The following is a 20154-nucleotide window of genomic DNA, read 5'->3' on the forward strand; positions in this document are numbered from 1 at the left end:
CACTCTTTCTATCGATGGTTAACAGCTTTCATAACACGCGCAATATCACGATTTTGCTCACGACGTTTGATAGACTCACGTTTATCGTAATCGTGTTTCCCTTTTGCAAGTCCTAAAAGTAACTTGGCATAGCCATCTTTGATATAAACTTTAAGAGGAACCAAGGTCATACCTGTTCCTTTAGTTTCTTGCTCCAATTTCTGGATTTGCTTTTTATGAAGGAGAAGTTTACGACGACGTTCTGGCTCCTGGTTCCAGATGTTGCCCTCTTCATAAGGAGCGATATGGACATTACTCAGCCAAACTTCCCCATTCTTAACCTGGGCAAACCCATCTTTCAGATTGATGCGGGCTGCTCGAACACTCTTGATTTCAGTTCCTGTTAGGACCATTCCTGCTTCTAGCGTATCTACGATTGTATAGTCGTGGTGCGCCTTTTTATTTTGCGCGACGACCTTTCCCTCGCCCTTTGCCATGCTTGGCTCCTTTCTTTGCTACTTCCTTATAAAAAGGTTTCTTGCTTTTTTTCTTCTTGTCTTTTGATGAATGCTTGCGCCTATCACTTGAGCGACCAGCTTTTTTCTTGTCTTCTTTCTTATCAGAACGACGACCTCTATCCTTGCGGCCAGACGGTTTTAAACCTTTCTCAATGACATCAAACTCGCTTGGGATAAAAGAAAAATCAATCTCACCAGTCATCTTATCAGCTCTTTCAACACGAATACGTATCTGCTGACCAATTCGGAAAGTAATTCCTGATTTCTCCCCACGAAGGGTTAAATCACGTTCGTTAAAATGATAGAACTCAGGCAAATTAGTAATGTGAATTAAACCTTCGACTGTATTTGGTAATTCAACAAAAAGACCAAATTTGACGATACTTGATACAACAGCATCATACTCTTCACCAACATAATCTTCCATGTATTCAGCTTTTTTCATAGCCTCGACTTCGCGCTCTGCCTCGATGGCACGACGCTCACGATTTGAAGATTGAGTTGCAATCTCTGGAATGACCTGTTCAAAATGCTCCGCTACTTCTTTAGAACGTCCATAGTCACGAATCATACGGTGAACAAGGAGGTCCGGATAACGGCGAATCGGACTGGTAAAGTGAGTGTAGTAGTCTGCAGCTAATCCATAGTGACCGTGATTATGCTCAGAATAACGAGCCTGTTGCATCGAACGCAAAAGCATCATCGACAATACATCCGCGTAAGGTTCTTCCTCAACGGCGCGCATGATATCTTGGAGGACTTCTTGACTAATCTCACTAGCAGTTCCGTAGATTCGTAAGCCAAAACTAGAAGCGTAATCAATAAACTTCTGAACTTTCTCAGCTTTAGGTTCCTCATGGATACGATAGATGAAAGGTAAATCAAGCTTGCTAAAATGCTCAGCAACTGTTTCATTAGCAATCAACATAAAGGACTCAATCATACGTTCAGCAGTCCCACGATGACGAAGAACAATATCTACTGGTTTCCCTTTCTTATCAACCAATATTTTAGCTTCATTGGTATCAAAATTTAGAGCTCCACGCTTAATCCGCATATCTTCAAGAATTTCATGAAGCTTGGCCATGAGTTCGATGCTAGAAACAATTTTCTTATACTCTTGTCTCTTCTCTTCATCACCTGCTAGGATGTCATTGACATCACTATAGGTCATACGGTAGCTTGTCTTGATAACAGTCTGTGTAATCGTATAATTACGAACACGACCATTTTTATCAATCTCCATAATAGCAGATTGAGTCAAGCGGTCCACTTGAGGGTTAAGAGAACAGATACCGTTTGAAAGACGCTCTGGCAGCATTGGAACTACACGGTCTGTCACATAAACAGAAGTCGCACGATTGAGGGCTTCCTTATCTAGAGCAGATCCCTCTGTCACATAGTAAGAAACATCCGCAATATGAACTCCTAGTTCAAAATTACCATTCTTCAATGGCTTTATGTGAACAGCATCATCTAAGTCCTTAGCATCCGCACCATCTATAGTAAATGTAATTTCATCCCTCAGATCTAAGCGACCTTCCATATCTTTCTCTGATGGAGCATCCGGAACACTCTCAGCTTCTTTGAGAACAGCTTCTGGAAACTCGGATACAATGTCCATTGATTCCAAGACCTCGAGGACATCAATCCCTGCATCTGTAGAATGTCCAACCACATCTAAGACACTGGCAACAAAGAAATCGTGTTTCTTACTTGGGTACTTATCAATAAAGACCTTGAGAACTTCTGTACCGTCTAATTGAATAGCTGGCTTCTTAACATAGATAGGTTGACTAATCTTTTGATTTTTAGAACGGATATAACCCGCATACTTGGGTTTTTCCTCATCAAGAACGATTTGACCGACAACCGTCGTCAAACTGTGTTCTAAAATATCAATAATCTTAGCTTCAGCTGCTGTACCTTTCTGTCGGTCTGCAATCTTCTTAATTACAATTTCAACAGTATCGCCATCAATGGCATAGTTAACATCATTTTTTCCTACAAAAAGGTCATCTTCTTCCCCTTCTAGGCTTACAAAACCAAAGCCATTTTTGTGGGCATGAAAAGTTCCTTTAAGAGTAATCTCGTGTTTCTTCTTTTGGTCCAAGGTGAGACTACCATCTTCTTCAAAGCGAATTTGGTGCTTCCTTTCCATCAGGGACAAGGTTTTAATGAGCTCTCGAAAGTCCTTGGAACCATCCTTTCCAAGAGCTTGAGCCAAGTCATTTACAGTGACTCGTCCCTTTTCTTTTAAATATTCTTTTATTCTATCTTTCATGTTTTCTTTCTAGATTGTTAAATTTTTTCTTTTTGGCGTAAAACCTTATTTCTTTCAAAAATAAAAATAGGCAAAGACCCAGTCTCGCCCATTATTTTCTTATCTACTTGATAATACCGTCAATGCTAAGGCAATGGCTAGCCAGAAAAAGACTAAGATTCCTGTCAAACGTTGCATTACGGCTTCAAAACCACGCGCTTTGCTACGTTCAAACAAATCACCTGAGCTGGCATCAAATACATTGCTAGATTGATTTTTAGTTGGTTGCATAAAAATTGCAATCACAATCACAACAGATAATACTAATAAAATGGTTAATAATAGGTTATACATATCAAACTCCTTAAAATCCCTATTATTCTACCATAATTTCTACTTAGATTCAAGATGTAGAGTCACTTTTCTTTCTTTGGGACAATACTTTAAGACTTCAATCTTATCTGGATGTGTTTTAGAGTTCTTACTGGTTAGATAATTCATGCTGCCACAAGAGGAGCATTTTAGATTAATTTTTACACGCACTAGATTTTTGTATTTGATACTATTTTAATCTAAGATGACTTGAACAAACAATACCAAAATTCTCCTTCCTAACAAAGTTGATTTATAGACACATTTCATCAAGCAACTGAACTACCTGAGCTATCAGCTGTTCTTGATTTCCATTATTATCTAGACTGTGGCTAGCCAGACTAATTTTTCTTTCTAAAGGCCATTGAGAGTTTAAACGGGATTCGGCTCCTTCTTTTGAAATTTGATCCCGTCTCATTAATCGCTCCAATTGAACATCACGATTTACATAGACTAACCAAGTTTCGTCAAACCAGGAAGCATAGTTCTGCTCAAAAAGCAGGGGAATATCCATGAAAAAGAGTGCTTCAGTCCGAACCAACTGATTTCGTAATGCAACTAACTCCTCACGAATAATTTCTCCTTGGGTCCTCCTAGACCATTCCTGCTCTTCGGGCTTCGAAAAAATAAGGCTAGCAAGAATGGGGCGATTCAGTTCACCATTCTCAAGAAGGATTTTCTCCCCAAAGTGCTCCACTAAAATTTGATATAGACGTCCACCTGGTTTTTGTAGTTGGTGCACAAGGGCATCCGCGTCAACGACTTTAAACCCTTTGTGTCTAAGAAAATTTGTAACAGTTGACTTCCCAGATGCAATGCCTCCAGTAATTCCAATGATTTTAGCCATTACTTCCTCCTTTGACACTTAGGACAAAAGTGAGTTCCACGACCACCAAGTTGAATCTTTTCGATAATAGCTCCGCAACGCGAACAAGCTTGCCCCGTTTTGTCATAGACTTGATGAAATTCCTGCATGGTGCCATCTTCTCCAAAAGCATTGGTATAGGTTCGGATAGTGGACCCGCCCTTTTCAACGGCCTGTCCTAGAACCTTAATGGTTTCATCATGGACTTTTCTAGCCTCTTGGGAGCTTAAACTATTAGAAGTTCTAGAAGGATGAACCTTCGCTCTCCAAAGAACTTCATCAACATAGATATTACCTAATCCTGTAACCAAAGTCTGGTCGAGAAGATGTGATTTGATTGGTTTTTTAGACTTTTTCAAGGCAAGTTTAAAACTTCCTAAATCAAAATCTTGCTCAGTCGGTTCCGGACCAAGTTTTTTTGAAATAAAGTAAGAATCCAAGAGTTCGGGTGCTAACAGTTCCAAGGTACCAAATTTACGGACATCCTCATAGACTAAAGTTCCGCCATCCTCAAAATGAATCAACACATGGGCGTGTTTACGTTCTGGAACTTGGTCTGGATAATAAAAATACTTGCCTTCCATTCTCAAATGAGAGATTAGAACTTTGTCGGATAAATAGAAAAGTAGATACTTGCCACGACGTCCCATTCTTTGAATGACTTGACCAGGCATTTCCTTCTGAAATTCAGGCAAATCAGTTTTAATCATCTTGGGGTAACGAATGTCAATGTTTGAAATCTTCTTCCCCAGAATCAATTTTTCTAGTCCACGTCGAACCGTTTCGACCTCTGGTAATTCAGGCATAGATCCTCCTTCTTAAAATTTCAATTCAAATTGCAATAATTTTTCAACTTCTTCTCCTAAGACAGTTTTTATATTTTTTAATTTATAATTTTTTTCTACTATATCCTTTTGTATCTCTAAATCAATTTCACCAAAGCGATTAAAAGGAATAGGAATTTTAGTATCCAAAATTACATTTCTTTCTATTTTGGTATACTCATTTCTACCATTTTCACCACTTCTTCCCTTAACCTGTTGTCTTAAAAGAGGTTCTAAATTATAAGCAATATAATCAATGTTTGTTTTTTCCTGTTTAGGAATTAAAATCATTCTATCCGCATTCAAAGAAAACTTATCATCTATTAAAGTTATCTTTCCAGCTATACCATTGACAGAGATTGTAGCATAACAACCATCAAAATCAAAATCATTTCGGTAGCCAAGGGGAACAGAATTATTAGCTGAGTAGACAGGATACTTCCCCTTGTTATCCAAGCAATATTTTTTAGTATATTTACTAAAACCACGTTTCAAATCAAACAATTCAGCCAAGGTTATATATATATATATATATATGGAACGCCGTTCGAATTAAAGTCCAGATTCGATTGAATAAACTGATATCCTTGCTTCTCAATATTTTTTTTCATTTCAAGGATTGTTTGAGAATTTTGTACAATCTGATTTTGCTTTTCAAGGTCAATTTCCCCTGAAGAGGTAAGAGGAAGCACAACCTCTAAATTTTCTATCATAGACGCATTTAACTTCGTATACTCATTTTTACCATTTTCTCCTTTTCTCCCTTTAACATGGGAACGAAAAATTGGTTCTAAAACTTGTTTCAAGTATATAGGGTTAACCTCACTCGCATATTCTTCTCTTATAACTAACGGGCGTACTTTTTCACTTAAACTAAAGCGACCCTCGTGATAAAAAATATAACCTGCAAGACCATCTATATTGTAAGTCAAGCAGTTTTCAAAATAGCGAACAGGAAATTCACGTTTTCCATCTCTGCCCACAATTACAGCATTGTCTTTCACATAACCATAACTTGGTAAGTTATCACTACTAGCACCATAAACTGGTATATCGCCTGGATTTTCTTTCACAAATGTCTTGGTAAATTTAGAAGAATTTGTTGAGATGGTTAAGTCAAATAAATCTGCAACTTTAATTGAGGTAGTCTTAGGAGTCTCTCCCGACATAATATCTACATTTACAGACTTGATTACCTCAATTTTTTCAGCTAATTCTGCTTTGCGTGCTTCAATTAATTCAAACTTACGAACAATTTCTTCTTGTTTTTTAAGGTCGAATTCTCCATCTTCAGTAACTGGAATGCTAACTCTTATATCTTTGATTTGAGACCAAGCTAATGATGGAACATCACCACGTTTTACAGAATTATAGAATATACTTTGAAAAACATATTTAAAATAAGATAAGGATAAATTATCCACTTTACTTATTAAAATAGCTCTGTGTCCCCCAACATTGTATTTACCTTGTAAAATTTCCAGAGTTCCTGCATACTCTCCATCTGTTGTATAGGTTAAATGAGGAGATTCATATTCATAAGTATCTATAAATCCAAAGGAAGTTTTAGTTGAACCAGTGTAAACTTCAAACTCACCAGTATTTTTATTAACGTAAGCTTTCGTATACTTACTATTTCCTCTTTTATTGGTAAATAGTTCTGAAAGTGTTACAAGTTTGCTTCTTATTTCAACCATTCTAACTCCTCCTTGAAATCTTGCATAAGAGAAATCATATCATCAATCATTGCTTGGAATTCATCAATCGAAACGACTTGTCTTTCTTTTTTTAGACCAATAGCAATCTTTTCTTCTTCAGACCACCAATTTTCAATAATCCAACTCTTCTTACTATCTAATTCCTCAATCGGAAGTAATTTTAGTCTAGAGTCATTTAAAAGATGGGATTTAATCGGTTCTTGTAGATTATTTCTATCTTGATGTTGGCGATAATAATTATACTTGATGACAGCTTGCTTTAAGTCATTTTCTTCAGAATCAAATCGATAAACATCTAAGGTTTCACCAATACTACCTGCAATATAGGTGAAAACAGGATAATCTTGTACGATATTATTTTCAATATCAATCTCTTTTTTCTTACGAATGGTTAAAATGTAGGTTTTTTTAGGTGTGTTGAAAAAAGCGTTAACTGGTAAAGAAATCAAAGCGTCGATAAAAAAGAGTTCTTTTAACTTTTCTTTTAACTTTTTATTTGCATGATTAGAAAAAATACCATCCGGTAAAACAATATTGGCTACACCACCATGTTTTACGGAACGCATAATCCACTCTAAAAAGAGAGCTTCAACACCACTACCACCATACTTATAAATATCCCTATCTTTGGCCATTTCTGACATTTCCTTACTTTGATAATAAGGAGGGTTTGCTAAAATTAGGTCGTATCTATTTTCTTCCAGATTTTCCAGAGTACCTAACATACTCTTATGTAAGTAGAATGAATCATTTAATAGTGTTTTCGCAATTGTTTGCACGTCTTTAAAACTATTATTTTGCTGGAATAGTTCAGAAAAATAAATTAACGTATTAGCTTTAGCAAGAATAATTGTGATATCGTCTTTATCAGACATCATCTTGTCATAGCCAAAAAATCGAATTTTAGAAGTTAACTTTCCTTTAGAGTAGCTATAACTATCTTCTATACGTTTTTCAACTGCTTCAAGCAAAAACTTACCAACACCACAAGCAGGATCACAAATAGTCATTCCCTCAGAAATATCTACCATAGAAACCATTTCGTCTACTATTTTTAATGGTGTAAAAAACTGCCCCATATCACTCTTGTCATCACTATTTTTCATGAAGGTTTCAAACAGTTTTGACTTGAAGTCTTTACTTATATTTAAGAATTTCCCATATTTTTTATCGTATTTTTCAAATTCTAAAATAACAGATTTAAATACTGTATCCGTATTATCTACGCTGACAAATTCGTTTTGTTCATCTCTTTCAATATGAAAAACTTGACCATTGATAATGCTTGTCCCATCTATACCTTTTGGAAACAGTTTAACCATTGTCTCTCTAGCACCTTCTAGATATTTTCCTAAGACGTAGGCGGTAGAACATCCTTCTTTTTCATATAAAGAAACAATATATTCAAAACTATTTTCTCCATTTAAAACACCAATATCAGATAAATATTTAAAGAGAAACAACTCAACAAAAGTATATAAAGACATCTTTGCTGATGCAAAAGTTAAATTCTTTAAAATTCGATTAATCTTTTGAGCTAAATCAGTAGGATCTAAAAATTCCTTTTTCAATATCTGATTATTTGTTTCAGAAATAGATAATGAAATATCATTAATGAACTTGACAATTTGTTTGCCATTTTCTTTTGGCTTTATCGCTAAATTAATTTCATTTCCATTCTCATCTAAAATCTTTTCCCCGTTTTTAGGATTAATCCAAATAAAAGAATCACCGTCGCTTACAATATAAATAAGTGAACCCAAAGCTTTAGCAACATCTATCTCTTGTTTAATCGCTTCTTCAATATCCTTATCACTCTTAAATTTACTTGGTATCTTTTGCTCAACATAGATAATTACGTTCTTATTATCATCTAGAATTAAAACATCTGGTTTTTTATTCCCAAGACTTCTCTTTAGATTTACATTCTTAATAATATTTGATTTAATCAATTTATTAACAGTTGTTGCACCAATACTATAACATTCATATTTATCAAATATTACTGGTGTGGAAAAAATACTATTTTGAATTAACTGCTCTGACATTTATTATTCTCCATTATTATTCAGTTATACTAAAAAACTCTCTTAAAGAGTTTTTTTAATATTCTTTTTCGTTGTAACCAAAATCGGCAAGATCTAATTTCTTATCGCGCCAATTTTTCTTAACCTTGACCCATGTTTCTAGGAAGACCTTGTCTCCTAACATGAGTTCGATATCTTTACGAGCCATGGTTCCAATTTTCTTGAGCATGGCACCGCCTTTACCGATAATAATTCCTTTTTGGCTATCACGCTCGACCATAATGGTTGCTCGGATATGAACCTTGTCTGTCTCCTTATCACGTTTCATAGAGTCTACCACTACCGCAACTGAGTGTGGAATTTCTTCACGAGTTAAGTGTAAAACTTTCTCACGAATCATCTCTGATACTAGGAAGCGCTCTGGGTGGTCTGTGATTTGATCGGCTGGGAAATATTGGAAACCTTCTTCTAAGTTTTCGCTCAAAATATCAATCAAACGCGAAACATTATTTCCTTGCAAGGCTGAAATCGGAACAATTTCCTTAAAGTCCATTTGATTACGGAAATCATCGATTTGAGCCAAAAGTTGGTCTGGGTGCACCTTGTCAATCTTGTTTACCACGAGAATCACAGGAACCTTAGCAGCTTTGAGTCGTTCGATAATCATATCGTCACCCTTCCCACGTGGTTCATCAGCAGGAACCATAAAGAGAACGGTATCGACTTCACGAAGAGTGCTATAGGCTGACTCTACCATGAAATCTCCAAGAGCTGTCTTAGGTTTGTGAATTCCCGGCGTATCGATAAAGACAATCTGTTCCTTATCGGTCGTGTAGATTCCCATAATCTTGTTGCGCGTTGTCTGCGCCTTGTCACTCATGATGGCAATTTTTTGCCCCATGACATGATTCAAAAAAGTTGACTTCCCAACATTGGGACGTCCTAAAATGGCTACAAAGCCTGATTTAAATGTCATAGTTACCTCTATAATGTTTAAAATAGCAAATCCCAAATCCTAGGGATGAAAATGATAAGTCCAGTCACTGCAGCAAATAAAGACACAACAAGAACTGCACCTGCAGCCATGTCTTTAGCCTTCTTTGCAAGCATATCGAAGTGATAATGGCTAGCCAAATCCACTACATTTTCAATAGCAGAATTCAAAATCTCAAAAGCAATTACTAAAAAAATGCTTAATAGGAGAAAGAGCCATTCAATTCTGGAAACCTGAAAAACAATGCCTGCAAGTAGAACTAAGAGAGAAGTCACCGCATGCTTTCTCATATTACGCTCTTCTTTTATGGCAGTAAAAATACCTGTCAGGGCAAAATCTAAACTTGAAAGCAAGTCGCGATTCTTCCATTTTCGTTTATTGTCTTGTAAGTCCATAGGCTGTTAAAATTTCTTCTTGTAAACCGAACATCTCCGCTTCTTCTTCCGGAGTGTAGTGATCATAACCGTTTATGTGTAAAAAACCGTGCACAGCTAAAAAGCCCATTTCACGTTCAAAACTATGACCGTACTCTTCAGCTTGCTCATGCGCTTTATCAATTGAAATGAATAACTCGCCGATATAAGAATCAAATTCTGACATCATTTCTGCTAAGTCAGGATCTTCTGCCAAATCATCTTCGTCAAAGGTAATCTCTAATTCAGGTTTGTATTCAAGACTAATAACGTCTGTTGGACGATCAGTATCACGAAACTCTAGATTGAGTTCATGACTGCGTTCATTGGTCACGAAAGTGACTGCCATCTCCTTGTCTTCTTTTCCAATCTTTTTCGCAGCAAATTCCAAAATTTCTTGTGTTTGCTTTAAAATTTCTTTAGAAACCTGACCAGTTTCATCTACCATTTCAATATACATGCGTTTCTCGATTCTCTTTACTTGGCTTTATTATACCATATTTCTATGATTTTATTCTACCTTTTTGATATAATACTATGGAATACATTCATAAGGAGAGAACCATGTCATTTGATGGATTTTTTTTACACCACATGGTTGAGGAATTGCAGACAGAACTACTAAATGGCCGCATCCAAAAGATCAATCAACCTTTTGACCAAGAATTGGTCCTTCAAATCCGTAGCAACCGTCAAAGTCATCGCTTGCTCCTTTCTGCACATCCTGTATTTGGTCGCATACAGTTGACAGACACGACTTTTGAAAATCCTGCTCAACCTTCAACCTTTATCATGGTATTGAGGAAATATTTACAGGGGGCAGTCATCGAATCTATTGAGCAGATTGAAAATGATAGAATTGTTGAAATCACTGTTTCTAACAAGAACGAGATTGGTGATGATATTCAGGCAACACTTATCATTGAGATTATGGGGAAACATAGTAATATTCTTCTCGTAGACAAGTCTAGCAACAAAATTCTTGAGGTGATTAAACATATTGGTTTCTCTCAAAATAGTTACCGGACTCTCCTACCTGGTGCAACTTACATCGCCCCACCAAGTACAGAGGCTCTCAATCCTTTTACCATCAAGGATGAAAAATTGTTTGAAATTCTACAGACACAAGAATTGACAGCTAGAAACCTTCAAAGCCTTTTTCAAGGTCTAGGTCGTGATACGGCAACCGAGTTAGAAAGACAACTGCTTAGTGATAAACTAGCCAATTTTCGAAACTTTTTTAAGCAAGAAACCAACCCTTGCTTAACGGATAAATCATTCTCTTGTGTACCATTTTCCAATAAATTAGACGTAGATTTTTCAAGCCTTTCTCAACTACTTGATGTCTATTACAAAGACAAAGCCGAACGTGATAGGGTGAAGCAACAGGCTAGCGAACTCATTCGCCGAGTTGAAAATGAACTGCAAAAGAATCGTCAAAAGCTTAAGAAGCAAGAAAAAGAACTGCTTGCCACTGAAAATGCTGAGGAGTTCCGACAAAAAGGTGAGTTACTAACAACTTTTCTACATCAAGTTCCAAATGACCAAGACCAAGTCGTCTTAGACAATTATTACACCAATCAGCCAATTACAATCGCGCTTGATAAGGCCTTAACACCTAGCCAAAATGCTCAAAAGTATTTTAAGCGATATCAGAAGTTAAAAGAGGCTGTTAAATATCTAACCGAACTAATCGAAGAAACAAAATCTACTATTCTTTATCTGGAAAGCGTGGAGACAGTTCTCAACCAAGCTGGACTCGATGAAATTGCTGAAATTCGTGAAGAATTAATTCAAACTGGCTTCATTAGAAGACGGCAGCGAGAGAAAATTCAAAAACGTAAAAAGCCAGAGAAATATCTGGCTAGTGACGGTAAAACCATTATTCTCGTTGGACGAAACAATCTTCAAAACGAAGAATTAACCTTTAAGATGGCACGAAAAGATGAACTTTGGTTCCACGCTAAGGATATTCCAGGAAGCCACGTCGTCATCTCAGGTAACCTGAATCCCTCTGATGAAGTCAAGACGGATGCTGCTGAACTTGCTGCCTACTATTCGAAAGGACGTCTTTCTAATCTCGTTCAAGTGGATATGATTGAGGTTAAAAAACTAAATAAACCAACTGGTGGAAAACCTGGTTTTGTCACCTATACAGGACAAAAAACCTTACGTGTTACACCTGATTCCGAGAAAATTGAATCCATGAAGTTGTAATATCAGTCTTATTTTAAAAATATTATTACTTCACTTTTACACAAAAATAGGAGGGGAGCTCAATGCTACGGCATATTAAATCAACTTTAACTATTATATTCGGAGCTGCTATCTTCGCCTTCGGACTTACTTATTTTGTTGTTCCACATCACTTGTTCGAAGGTGGAGCAACAGGGATAACCTTGATTACCTACTATCTCTTTAATATCCCTATTTCGCTGATGAATATCTTGATTAATATCCCTCTCTTCCTACTAGCTTGGAAAATATTTGGACTAAGATCACTATATTCTAGTCTACTTGGAACTATTGCCGTCTCCGTCTGGTTAGCTATCTTTGAGAAGATTCCTCTTCAGTTTAACCTTGAAGGTGATTTGGTTGTGGTTGCTTTAGTAGCTGGTGTCCTCCTAGGTGTTGGACTTGGTGTTATTTTCAACGCGGGTGGAACAACTGGTGGCACTGATATCGTCGCTCGTATCCTTAATAAATACACCAATATCTCTGTTGGAAAATTGCTTTTTGGACTTGATTTTCTGATTCTAATGTTGATTTTAATTATCTTCCACGACCTACGTCTTGTAACCTATACTCTCTTATTTGACTTCATCATTTCAAGAGTTATTGACTTAATCGGTGAGGGTGGATATGCTGGAAAAGGATTTATGATTATCACTCAAAAACCGATGGAATTAGCCGATAAAATCAACGAAGAACTCGGTCGTGGTGTTACCTTTATCTCAGGACAAGGCTACTATAGCAAAAAGGACTTAAAAATTATTTACTGTATTGTCGCAAGAAATGAAATTGTCAAGATGAAAGAAATGATTCATACAGTTGATCCGATGGCCTTTATCACTATCACGGAAGCCCATGAAATTCTTGGAGAAGGCTTCACTTTCCCAGCTAGAGACGAAGTTTCTTAACCTTAAAATAAAAAAAGTAACTTCAATAGTTGAAGTTACTTTTTTAATGGCATATCATCAATTATTTTTCCGCTGTAAGTGCAGCCATTGTGATGTAGTTGTATGGTTTATTGAAGTGTGGCAAGAAGAATAGGTCTGTCAATGCTAATTTATCAATTGTAACGTGTTCTTGAATTGCAAGTGAGAACATGTGAATTCCCATGCTAATTGCTGAATCACGAGATACCATTTGAGCACCAAGGATTTCACGGCTGTCTTTATCAAAGACGATCTTGATAGCTACTTCATAGTTGTCATGTTTCATAAATTCTGGTTTTTGAAGGTCGTTAAATCCAGTTTCAGTTGCGTTGTAACCTGCAGCTTTTGCTTTTTCAAGTGTCAAACCAGTTGAAACCATGTGAAGACCATAGATAGAAATACCATTTGATCCTTGAACACCGATTCCTTCAAGTTCATGTCCACAAGCGTTGAAAGCACCTACGATACCTGTACGTACAGCGTTTGAAGCAAGTGCGATGTAGCTAGTGTCTTTACGAGCGTTATCATAAACAGTCGCGCAGTCACCAACAGCGTATACACCTGGAATTGAAGTTTCTTGTTTCTTGTCTACAAGGAAGGCACCGTTACGGAAGAGTTCAATCTTACCGTCAGCAAGAGCTGTGTTTGGACGGAATCCAACTGCAAGAACAACCATATCCACATCAAATGTTTCTTTGTCAGTTACCAAGCGTTCTACTTTACCATCACCTTCGATAGCTTTAACAGTTTGACCAAGTGCCAAACGGATGTTGTGGTCTTCCAAGTTTTTAGCCATCATTTGTGTGAAGTCTTTGTCATAGTATCCGTTCAATACAGTATCAACGATATCAACAAGAACAACTTCTTTTCCAAGACGTTCGAAAGCTTCAGCAAGCTCAACTCCGATGTAACCACCACCTACAACAGCGATACGTTCAAGGTGTTTGCTCTTATCAGCAAGTTTGTTGATAACTTCTTCAGCATTTTGATACAATTTAACGAATTGTACGTTTTCAAGAGTTGCTTTAAACTCACGGTTCCCTTTAACAATTTCAACACCTTCAATTGGCGGCAAGATTGGAGTTGAACCAGTTGCGAAGATCAATTTGTCATATGATTCTTTGTGTTCTTTACCGTCAACTTCAGCAGTAACAACTTTATTGTCATAGTCAATTGAAAGAACTGGTGAGTTCATGTAAACTTTAGCACCTTTTGCTTCCAATTTTTCTTTATCAGAGTAGAACAATCCTTCAGGACCGTCGATTTGCTCACCAATCCAAAGAGCCATTCCACATCCAAGGAATGAAATGTTTGAGTTTTGGTCAAATACAACGATTTCGTTTTCGTTTCCAAAGTTGTCCAACATAGTGTTGATACATGCAGTTCCAGCGTGGTTAGCACCCACGACTACGATTTTACTCATAAGATAAATCCTACCTTTATTTTTTTATTTACCTTTCAAGTATACCATTATCTGTGAACGTTTTCAAGATTTTTAACCCGTTTGATGTTATTTAAGAAACTTTTTGAAATATATGTTAACTCGTTTTCAAAGCCTTATCATAGCTTTTTGACATTTTTAAATTCTTGCAAGCATATTTCTTGACTTTTTGTAAAAAATAATTTGTGAAAACGCTGACTTTATGATATTCTATTTATATGGAAATGAAATATAAATTCTTAAATTGTGATACATTCAAGATTTGTAGCTATTTCCGAGTGATTTGAAGGGAGTTGATTCTTTGTCTCTCAGTTCATCATCTGAGCGATTAATGGGAACTACGATTACTATTTCCTTAGTCCATGAACAAGCGGACAATCTTCTCCGTCAAGCTTTTGATTTGCTAAAGGAACTTGAATTTCGCTTCAACGCTAACAGTTCTGAATCCGAATTAATGGAAATTAACTATCAGGCAGGTATTGCCCCAGTTAAAGTCCATCCTGATTTGTATGAACTCATTTCATTAGGTCTGGAACACAGTCTAGCACCTAAAAGTCATCTCAATATTAGTATAGGACCTTTGGTTCAAACCTGGCGTATCGGTTTTTCCGATGCAAAGGTTGCAAGCCCTGAAGAAATCGCTTCAGCCTTACCACTAATAAACCCTCATTTTATTAAACTCGATTCAGTCAATTCTACAGTTTTCCTAGAAAAAAAGGGAATGAAAATCGACTTGGGGTGTTTAGCAAAGGGGTACAGTGCAGATAAGGTTGCAGCTTTCTTGAAAGAAAACGGCGTCACTTCTGCTCTTATTAATCTTGGAGGAAACATCCTCACAATTGGGAACAACCAATCAAAAGATGGACGTCCGTGGCAAATCGGCATTCAAGATCCAAACAATCCACGTGGTAATCACCTTATGACCTTGTCTATTACTGGAAAATCAGTGGTTACATCTGGGATTTATGAACGGCATCTTGAAATCAATGGCAAGGATTATCATCACATTTTCGATAGTGAAACAGGTTATCCTCTTGAAACGGATTTAGCTAGTTTAACCATTATATCTGACCGCTCTGTTGACGGCGAGATATGGACCACACGATTATTTGGCGAACGTAGCGCCTCTATTATGTGGCAAGTCGAAAATATTGATGGTATCGAAGCCATCCTCATTGACAAAGATGGACGCTTAGCTTGTTCATCTGGTATCCAACGATAAATAATTAATAATGCAAAAAGAGAAAGGAAAGCCCATGCTTAAACTTATTGCTATTGTAGGAACTAACTCAAAACGTTCCACAAACCGCCAACTGCTTCAATATATGCAGAAACACTTTGCTGATAAAGCAGAAATCGAATTGGTAGAAATTAAAGATCTACCTGTATTTAACAAACCAGCTGACAAACAAATCCCAGCTGAAGCTACGGAAATCGCTGCTAAAATCGAAGCTGCTGATGGAGTTATTATCGGTACTCCAGAATACGACCACTCAATCCCAGCTGTTCTTATGAGCGCTCTTGCTTGGATTTCATATGGTGTATTCCCACTTTTGAACAAACCTGTCATGATTACAGGTGCTTCATATGGTACACTCGGTTCATCACGTGCTCAATTGCAACTTCGTCAAATTCTTAATGCTCCTGAAATCAAAGCAAATGTTCTCCCAGATGAATTCTTGCTTTCACATTCTCTTCAAGCATTTGATCAAAATGGTGACTTGGTAGATCTTGATGTCATCAAGAAATTGGATGCCATCTTTGATGACTTCCGTATCTTTGTTAAAGTTACTGAGAAATTGCGTAACGCACAAGAGCTTCTTCGCAAAGATGCTGAAGATTTTGATTGGGAAAATTTGTAAGATAGGAGATCGAAAGAATGAAATTTGTTGGACTTGTTGGATCAAACTACGATCAATCATATAACCGCAAACTCTTGGAGTTCATCCGCCGTCAGTTTAAATTTAAATTTGAACTAGAAGTTTTGGAAATCGATGAAGTTCCAATGTTTAACCAAGACGAAAAATGGGACGAGAGCTTCCAGTTGCGCCTTCTTTACAACAAAATTACTCGAGCTGATGGTGTGATTATTGCTACTCCAGAGCACAACCACACTATTTCTGCTTCACTTAAGTCAGTCCTTGAATGGCTTTCATACGAAGTTCATCCATTTGAAAACAAACCAGTTATGATTGTGGGTGCTTCATACTACGATCAAGGAACTTCACGTGCTCAAGTTCACCTTCGTAAAATTCTTGATGCACCAGGAGTAAATGCCTACACATTACCAGGTAATGAGTTCCTTCTTGGAAAAGCCAAAGAAGCTTTTGATGCAAAAGGAAATATTATTAACGAAGGAACTGTTAAATTCCTTGAAACTTGCTTAGATAACTTTGTCAAATATGTAGGAGTCGTATCTAATTTGAAAAAACCAAAACCAATTGAACCAGAAGACTTGGATTGTGGAAAACCAATTGCCACAACTATTACAGAGGTTGACCCTGATGATCCAGAATGGGTAGAAAAAGTTGCAGAAATTACAGGTGCTGTTTCAGGTGATACATACGTTAAACTTGACCATGGTATCCTTACAGTTAACCAAATCGATATGTTCTTGAAAGCTATGCCTTTTGAATTGACATATGCTGATGACAACAACCAATTCCTCTACTACAACAACGCTCACCAAGATCCAGAAACAATGTTTGCGAAACGTGTACCACCTCAATCTGGTAGCCGTATGTCAACAGTTCACGGATCACTTCCACCTGCACGTATGAAAAACGTTGAGTGGGTTATTGGTACACTTCGCAATGGCAACCAAGAATACGTACGTACAATTGTTCCTGGTTCACCTGCAGGTGTTATCAATACTCACAACTACCAAGCTATGTACTATCCTGATGGATCATATGCTGGTATCAATGAAATTGTCTTTAACTTCCAACCATGGCTTGACTGGTACTTGAAAGAAACTGGTCAACGTTTGGTAGGCGGTAGCGGACCTTTTGCTCCTGCTGCTGGAGGTCACGGTGATGCTGATGCTACTTCTGGTGCATCTGACGCTGGAGGACATGGTGATGGTGGCCACGGAGCTGCTGATGCTACTTCTGGTGCAAGTAACTAATAACTAACTAAAAGGAACCCAAAATGGTTCCTTTTTTATAATAGAAATCTCGGTTCGCACTCACAAACCGAGATTTTTTTATTTATGAATTCGGATCATCAAGACTACGGCCGTGTAAACCTTTTTCGCGTTGTACTTGACGAAGTTTTTCAGGAGTCACATCATTACCATCTTCATCGACGATTTTGATTCCTTCAATGTGGTGACGTACTGAACGACGATAACCTTCGATATATTCCTCACGAAGTTTGGCTTGTTCTACTTTTTCTTCCGCAGTCAAGCCTTCTGTTTTTTTCTTTTTAGCAAGTTCATTAATACGAGCGATTTTTTCTGGTGTCATATTTTGACCTCCAATCTATTTTTCAATTACTATTTTGTATTAAGACGATTAAAAGCAGCCACTGTTTTTGCTTTATTCACAAGTTCAGCAAGAATAGCCAAACGATTATTCTTAACATCAACATCCTCTGCCATAACCATGGTATTGTCAAAGAATCCATCAATAACTGGACTAAGAGCAAATAGCTGTGCTAATTTATCGCTAGCTGAACCTTTCAATTCAAGACTTTCTACTGCTTGAGTAAGTTCTCTTTCTTGTTCATTTTCAAAGAGATTTGAATCGACTTTGACTGATCCTTCTGCTTTTTCTGCCAAGTTAAAGGCACGAGATAGAGACTCAACTGATGATTTATAATCTTCAGATTTTGCTGCTTCAGTTAAGGCTTCTGCTGCTTCAATCATATCTGAAACAACAAAGTTTGAACTTGCAAGAACAGCTTCTTTGATATCTTTTGCAGTAGAACCCATCATCTTATCAACACGAGCTTTGATAAAGTTCAGCACTTCTTCTTGGTTATCGTAGGTTAAACTATCAAACGATAAGGCATAAAGGCTTGCAATCAACTCGTCCATTGGAATATTCCAACCGAATTCTTCTAAGATACGAACAATCCCTTGTGTTGCACGACGGAGGGCATAAGGGTCGTTTGAACCAGATGGAATCAAACCAACAGAGAAGAAAGATAAGAGAGTATCTAATTTATCAGCTAGTGCAAGAATAGCTCCTACTTTAGATTCAGGGAGAGCTCCCTCAGCTGAATCTGGAAGATAGTGCTCACGAATAGCTTGCGCCACTGCAGCATTTTCTCCTGCAAGAAGAGCGTACTTCTCACCCATGATTCCTTGAAGCTCATCAAATTCACCAACCATACCAGTTAAGAGGTCAAACTTATAAATGGCTGCAGCACGAGCAAGATCAAGTGTTTCATCTACTGATAAGCCAGCTTTTTCTGCTAACAGGATAGCAATTTGCCCAGTACGAATCATATGCTCACGAAGTGAACCAATCTTTTCATGGAAAGTTACATGCGATAACTTGGCTACAAGATCTTCAATCTTCAATTTTTGGTCTTCACGCCAGAAGAATTCTCCGTCTTCCAGACGTGCAACTAAGACTTTCTCATTTCCTCGGATGACATTTTCCAAGTGTTCGGCATTCCCATTGCGGACAGAAATGAAGTTTGGTTTTAGATTTCCTTCAAGGTCACGTACAACAAAGTAGCGTTGGTGAGTTTCCATTGAAGTCACTAAAACTTCTTCTGGAACTTCAAGGTATTTAGGATCAAAATTACCAATAAAGGCTGTTGGGTATTCAACCAGATTCAAGACTTCATTCAAAAGCCCTTCATCAATCTGTACTTGAACTCCTTGTTCTGCTTCGATAGCCTTGATTTGTTCACGAATCATATTTTCGCGTTCAATGCTATCAGCAATGACATAGACTTTTCGTAAGTCTTCTTCATAACTATCAGCGTGACGGATTTCAACTTCATGTCCAAGGAAGCGATGACCTCGACTGACTCTGCCTGAATGAATATCAAGGAAATCCATATCAAGAGCTTTATCATCCAAAAGAACAGTCAACGTGTGAACTGGACGGATGTATTCAAAGGTATTATTTGCCCAGTGCATGCTGACAGGAAAACTTAAACCAGCTAAAACTTCTGGAATTCCTGCTAAAACTTCCTCGGCTGGTTTTCCAGCTTCATGTTTAGTTACATAGACATATTCTTCACCTTTGATTTCACGGAATTCAATATCATCTACCGTCAAGCCTTTTCCACGGACAAATCCTTGGGCAGCTTTTGAGAAGTTTCCATCAGCATCCAAGGCAATTTTCTTAGAAGGTCCTTTAAAATCTTCAGTCAAATCTGTTTGTTGGTCTGCTAAACCAAGAACGCGAACAGCCAAACGACGTGGAGTCGAGAAGGTTTGAATTCCTTCGTATGAAAGGCGGTTCTCATTTAAGAAGGCTGCCATTTTTTCACCCAGTTGTTTTTCACTTGGTGTGACAACGTAGGCTGGTAGCTCTTCAAGTCCTAATTCTACTAATAAGTTTTTTGTCATGTTTTTTCCTTTACATCTTCTTCTTTTTGACAGGCACCTTAGGTACTGG

At 37.4% G+C, this 20154-nt stretch carries 20 protein-coding genes; 5 read left to right on the forward strand and 15 right to left on the reverse strand.

Translation table 11 applies throughout. The annotated features are described in order from the left end of the window. Positions 1–8: 8 nt before the first annotated feature. The 12 genes from smpB to ybeY all read right to left on the reverse strand — a co-directional run bounded on the left by smpB (position 9) and on the right by ybeY (position 10433). A complete protein-coding gene (smpB, locus tag KJR31_RS03135) occupies positions 9–476 on the reverse strand; it encodes an SsrA-binding protein SmpB (RefSeq protein ID WP_006150623.1) in 468 nt (155 codons plus the stop codon). Further along, a complete protein-coding gene (rnr, locus tag KJR31_RS03140) occupies positions 439–2781 on the reverse strand; it encodes a ribonuclease R (RefSeq protein WP_214262030.1) in 2343 nt (780 codons plus the stop codon). The genes smpB and rnr overlap by 38 nt, the downstream gene beginning before the upstream one ends. Before the next feature lie 99 nt (positions 2782–2880). After that, positions 2881–3114, reverse strand: a complete 234-nt coding sequence (gene secG, locus KJR31_RS03145) for a preprotein translocase subunit SecG (RefSeq protein WP_000282517.1) — start codon at positions 3112–3114, stop codon at positions 2881–2883. A 39-nt stretch (positions 3115–3153) separates the two neighbouring features. Continuing rightward, positions 3154–3303, reverse strand: coding sequence for a 50S ribosomal protein L33 (gene rpmG, locus KJR31_RS03150; protein WP_007519517.1), 150 nt, complete (start codon positions 3301–3303; stop codon positions 3154–3156). Between the two features lie 82 nt (positions 3304–3385). Further along, complete coding sequence (gene coaE / locus KJR31_RS03155) at positions 3386–3979, reverse strand: dephospho-CoA kinase (protein ID WP_214262031.1); 594 nt, start codon at positions 3977–3979, stop codon at positions 3386–3388. Further along, positions 3979–4803: a DNA-formamidopyrimidine glycosylase gene (gene mutM / locus KJR31_RS03160; protein ID WP_214262032.1), complete on the reverse strand. Its 825-nt coding sequence runs from the start codon at positions 4801–4803 to the stop codon at positions 3979–3981. Before mutM ends, coaE begins: the two co-directional genes overlap by 1 nt. Positions 4804–4815: 12 nt before the next feature. Next, on the reverse strand, positions 4816–5334 hold the full coding sequence (locus tag KJR31_RS03165; RefSeq protein ID WP_214262033.1) for a restriction endonuclease subunit S: 519 nt from the start codon (positions 5332–5334) through the stop codon (positions 4816–4818). Between the two features lie 2 nt (positions 5335–5336). After that, positions 5337–6518 carry a restriction endonuclease subunit S gene (locus KJR31_RS03170; RefSeq protein ID WP_214262034.1) on the reverse strand — a complete coding sequence of 394 codons (1182 nt, stop codon included), beginning with the start codon at positions 6516–6518 and terminating at the stop codon, positions 5337–5339. Continuing rightward, positions 6506–8587, reverse strand: a complete 2082-nt coding sequence (locus KJR31_RS03175) for an HsdM family class I SAM-dependent methyltransferase (protein WP_214262035.1) — start codon at positions 8585–8587, stop codon at positions 6506–6508. Before KJR31_RS03175 ends, KJR31_RS03170 begins: the two co-directional genes overlap by 13 nt. A gap of 55 nt (positions 8588–8642) precedes the next feature. Continuing rightward, positions 8643–9542, reverse strand: a complete 900-nt coding sequence (gene era, locus KJR31_RS03180) for a GTPase Era (RefSeq protein ID WP_214262036.1) — start codon at positions 9540–9542, stop codon at positions 8643–8645. Between the two features lie 17 nt (positions 9543–9559). Further along, on the reverse strand, positions 9560–9955 hold the full coding sequence (locus tag KJR31_RS03185) for a diacylglycerol kinase family protein (protein WP_214262037.1): 396 nt from the start codon (positions 9953–9955) through the stop codon (positions 9560–9562). After that, complete coding sequence (gene ybeY / locus KJR31_RS03190) at positions 9936–10433, reverse strand: rRNA maturation RNase YbeY (protein ID WP_214262038.1); 498 nt, start codon at positions 10431–10433, stop codon at positions 9936–9938. Before ybeY ends, KJR31_RS03185 begins: the two co-directional genes overlap by 20 nt. Positions 10434–10537: 104 nt before the next feature. Here ybeY and KJR31_RS03195 point away from each other — a divergent pair, with 104 nt between their 5' ends. Together KJR31_RS03195 and KJR31_RS03200 are read left to right on the forward strand one after the other, a co-directional pair. Continuing rightward, on the forward strand, positions 10538–12190 hold the full coding sequence (locus tag KJR31_RS03195) for an Rqc2 family fibronectin-binding protein (RefSeq protein ID WP_214262039.1): 1653 nt from the start codon (positions 10538–10540) through the stop codon (positions 12188–12190). Between the two features lie 62 nt (positions 12191–12252). Further along, entirely contained in the window at positions 12253–13113 is an 861-nt protein-coding gene (locus KJR31_RS03200) for a YitT family protein (protein WP_214262040.1), read from the forward strand. Positions 13114–13174: 61 nt separating this feature from the next. Here KJR31_RS03200 and nox read toward each other — a convergent pair whose 3' ends face one another. Next, positions 13175–14554 carry a H2O-forming NADH oxidase gene (gene nox / locus KJR31_RS03205; RefSeq protein WP_214262041.1) on the reverse strand — a complete coding sequence of 460 codons (1380 nt, stop codon included), beginning with the start codon at positions 14552–14554 and terminating at the stop codon, positions 13175–13177. 319 nt (positions 14555–14873) lie between these two features. On the opposite strand from nox, the gene KJR31_RS03210 reads away from it, so the two are divergent. From KJR31_RS03210 to KJR31_RS03220, 3 genes are read left to right on the forward strand one after another with little or no spacing between them, the layout of a single operon-like run. Continuing rightward, positions 14874–15794: an FAD:protein FMN transferase gene (locus KJR31_RS03210; protein ID WP_214262042.1), complete on the forward strand. Its 921-nt coding sequence runs from the start codon at positions 14874–14876 to the stop codon at positions 15792–15794. Between the two features lie 34 nt (positions 15795–15828). Then, complete coding sequence (locus KJR31_RS03215; protein ID WP_004252640.1) at positions 15829–16434, forward strand: NADPH-dependent FMN reductase; 606 nt, start codon at positions 15829–15831, stop codon at positions 16432–16434. 17 nt (positions 16435–16451) lie between these two features. Beyond that, positions 16452–17699, forward strand: coding sequence for an NAD(P)H-dependent oxidoreductase (locus tag KJR31_RS03220; RefSeq protein WP_004252639.1), 1248 nt, complete (start codon positions 16452–16454; stop codon positions 17697–17699). A gap of 82 nt (positions 17700–17781) precedes the next feature. Here the strand turns inward: KJR31_RS03220 and KJR31_RS03225 are convergent, their stop codons facing one another. Together KJR31_RS03225 and glyS are read right to left on the reverse strand one after the other, a co-directional pair. Beyond that, positions 17782–18039 carry a DUF896 family protein gene (locus KJR31_RS03225; protein WP_000187071.1) on the reverse strand — a complete coding sequence of 86 codons (258 nt, stop codon included), beginning with the start codon at positions 18037–18039 and terminating at the stop codon, positions 17782–17784. A 29-nt stretch (positions 18040–18068) separates the two neighbouring features. Continuing rightward, the gene (gene glyS, locus KJR31_RS03230; RefSeq protein WP_214262043.1) at positions 18069–20105 is read right to left on the reverse strand and encodes a glycine--tRNA ligase subunit beta; all 2037 of its coding nucleotides are present in this window, start codon (positions 20103–20105) and stop codon (positions 18069–18071) included. Positions 20106–20154: the final 49 nt, after the last annotated feature.

This window comes from Streptococcus infantis (genome assembly GCF_018499575.1).
GTDB classification, from domain to species: Bacteria; Bacillota; Bacilli; order Lactobacillales; family Streptococcaceae; genus Streptococcus; species Streptococcus infantis_K.

Excerpts from the sequence above, each read along its gene's own strand:
- smpB (WP_006150623.1), bottom strand. The coding sequence starts at position 476 with ATGGCAAAGGGCGAGGGAAAGGTCGTCGCGCAAAATAAAAAGGCGCAC.
- rnr (WP_214262030.1), bottom strand. The coding sequence starts at position 2,781 with ATGAAAGATAGAATAAAAGAATATTTAAAAGAAAAGGGACGAGTCACT.
- secG (WP_000282517.1), bottom strand. The coding sequence starts at position 3,114 with ATGTATAACCTATTATTAACCATTTTATTAGTATTATCTGTTGTGATT.
- coaE (WP_214262031.1), bottom strand. The coding sequence starts at position 3,979 with ATGGCTAAAATCATTGGAATTACTGGAGGCATTGCATCTGGGAAGTCA.
- mutM (WP_214262032.1), bottom strand. The coding sequence starts at position 4,803 with ATGCCTGAATTACCAGAGGTCGAAACGGTTCGACGTGGACTAGAAAAA.
- KJR31_RS03170 (WP_214262034.1), bottom strand. The coding sequence starts at position 6,518 with ATGGTTGAAATAAGAAGCAAACTTGTAACACTTTCAGAACTATTTACC.
- KJR31_RS03175 (WP_214262035.1), bottom strand. The coding sequence starts at position 8,587 with ATGTCAGAGCAGTTAATTCAAAATAGTATTTTTTCCACACCAGTAATA.
- era (WP_214262036.1), bottom strand. The coding sequence starts at position 9,542 with ATGACATTTAAATCAGGCTTTGTAGCCATTTTAGGACGTCCCAATGTT.
- KJR31_RS03185 (WP_214262037.1), bottom strand. The coding sequence starts at position 9,955 with ATGGACTTACAAGACAATAAACGAAAATGGAAGAATCGCGACTTGCTT.
- ybeY (WP_214262038.1), bottom strand. The coding sequence starts at position 10,433 with ATGTATATTGAAATGGTAGATGAAACTGGTCAGGTTTCTAAAGAAATT.
- KJR31_RS03195 (WP_214262039.1), top strand. The coding sequence starts at position 10,538 with ATGTCATTTGATGGATTTTTTTTACACCACATGGTTGAGGAATTGCAG.
- KJR31_RS03200 (WP_214262040.1), top strand. The coding sequence starts at position 12,253 with ATGCTACGGCATATTAAATCAACTTTAACTATTATATTCGGAGCTGCT.
- nox (WP_214262041.1), bottom strand. The coding sequence starts at position 14,554 with ATGAGTAAAATCGTAGTCGTGGGTGCTAACCACGCTGGAACTGCATGT.
- KJR31_RS03215 (WP_004252640.1), top strand. The coding sequence starts at position 15,829 with ATGCTTAAACTTATTGCTATTGTAGGAACTAACTCAAAACGTTCCACA.
- KJR31_RS03220 (WP_004252639.1), top strand. The coding sequence starts at position 16,452 with ATGAAATTTGTTGGACTTGTTGGATCAAACTACGATCAATCATATAAC.
- KJR31_RS03225 (WP_000187071.1), bottom strand. The coding sequence starts at position 18,039 with ATGACACCAGAAAAAATCGCTCGTATTAATGAACTTGCTAAAAAGAAA.
- glyS (WP_214262043.1), bottom strand. The coding sequence starts at position 20,105 with ATGACAAAAAACTTATTAGTAGAATTAGGACTTGAAGAGCTACCAGCC.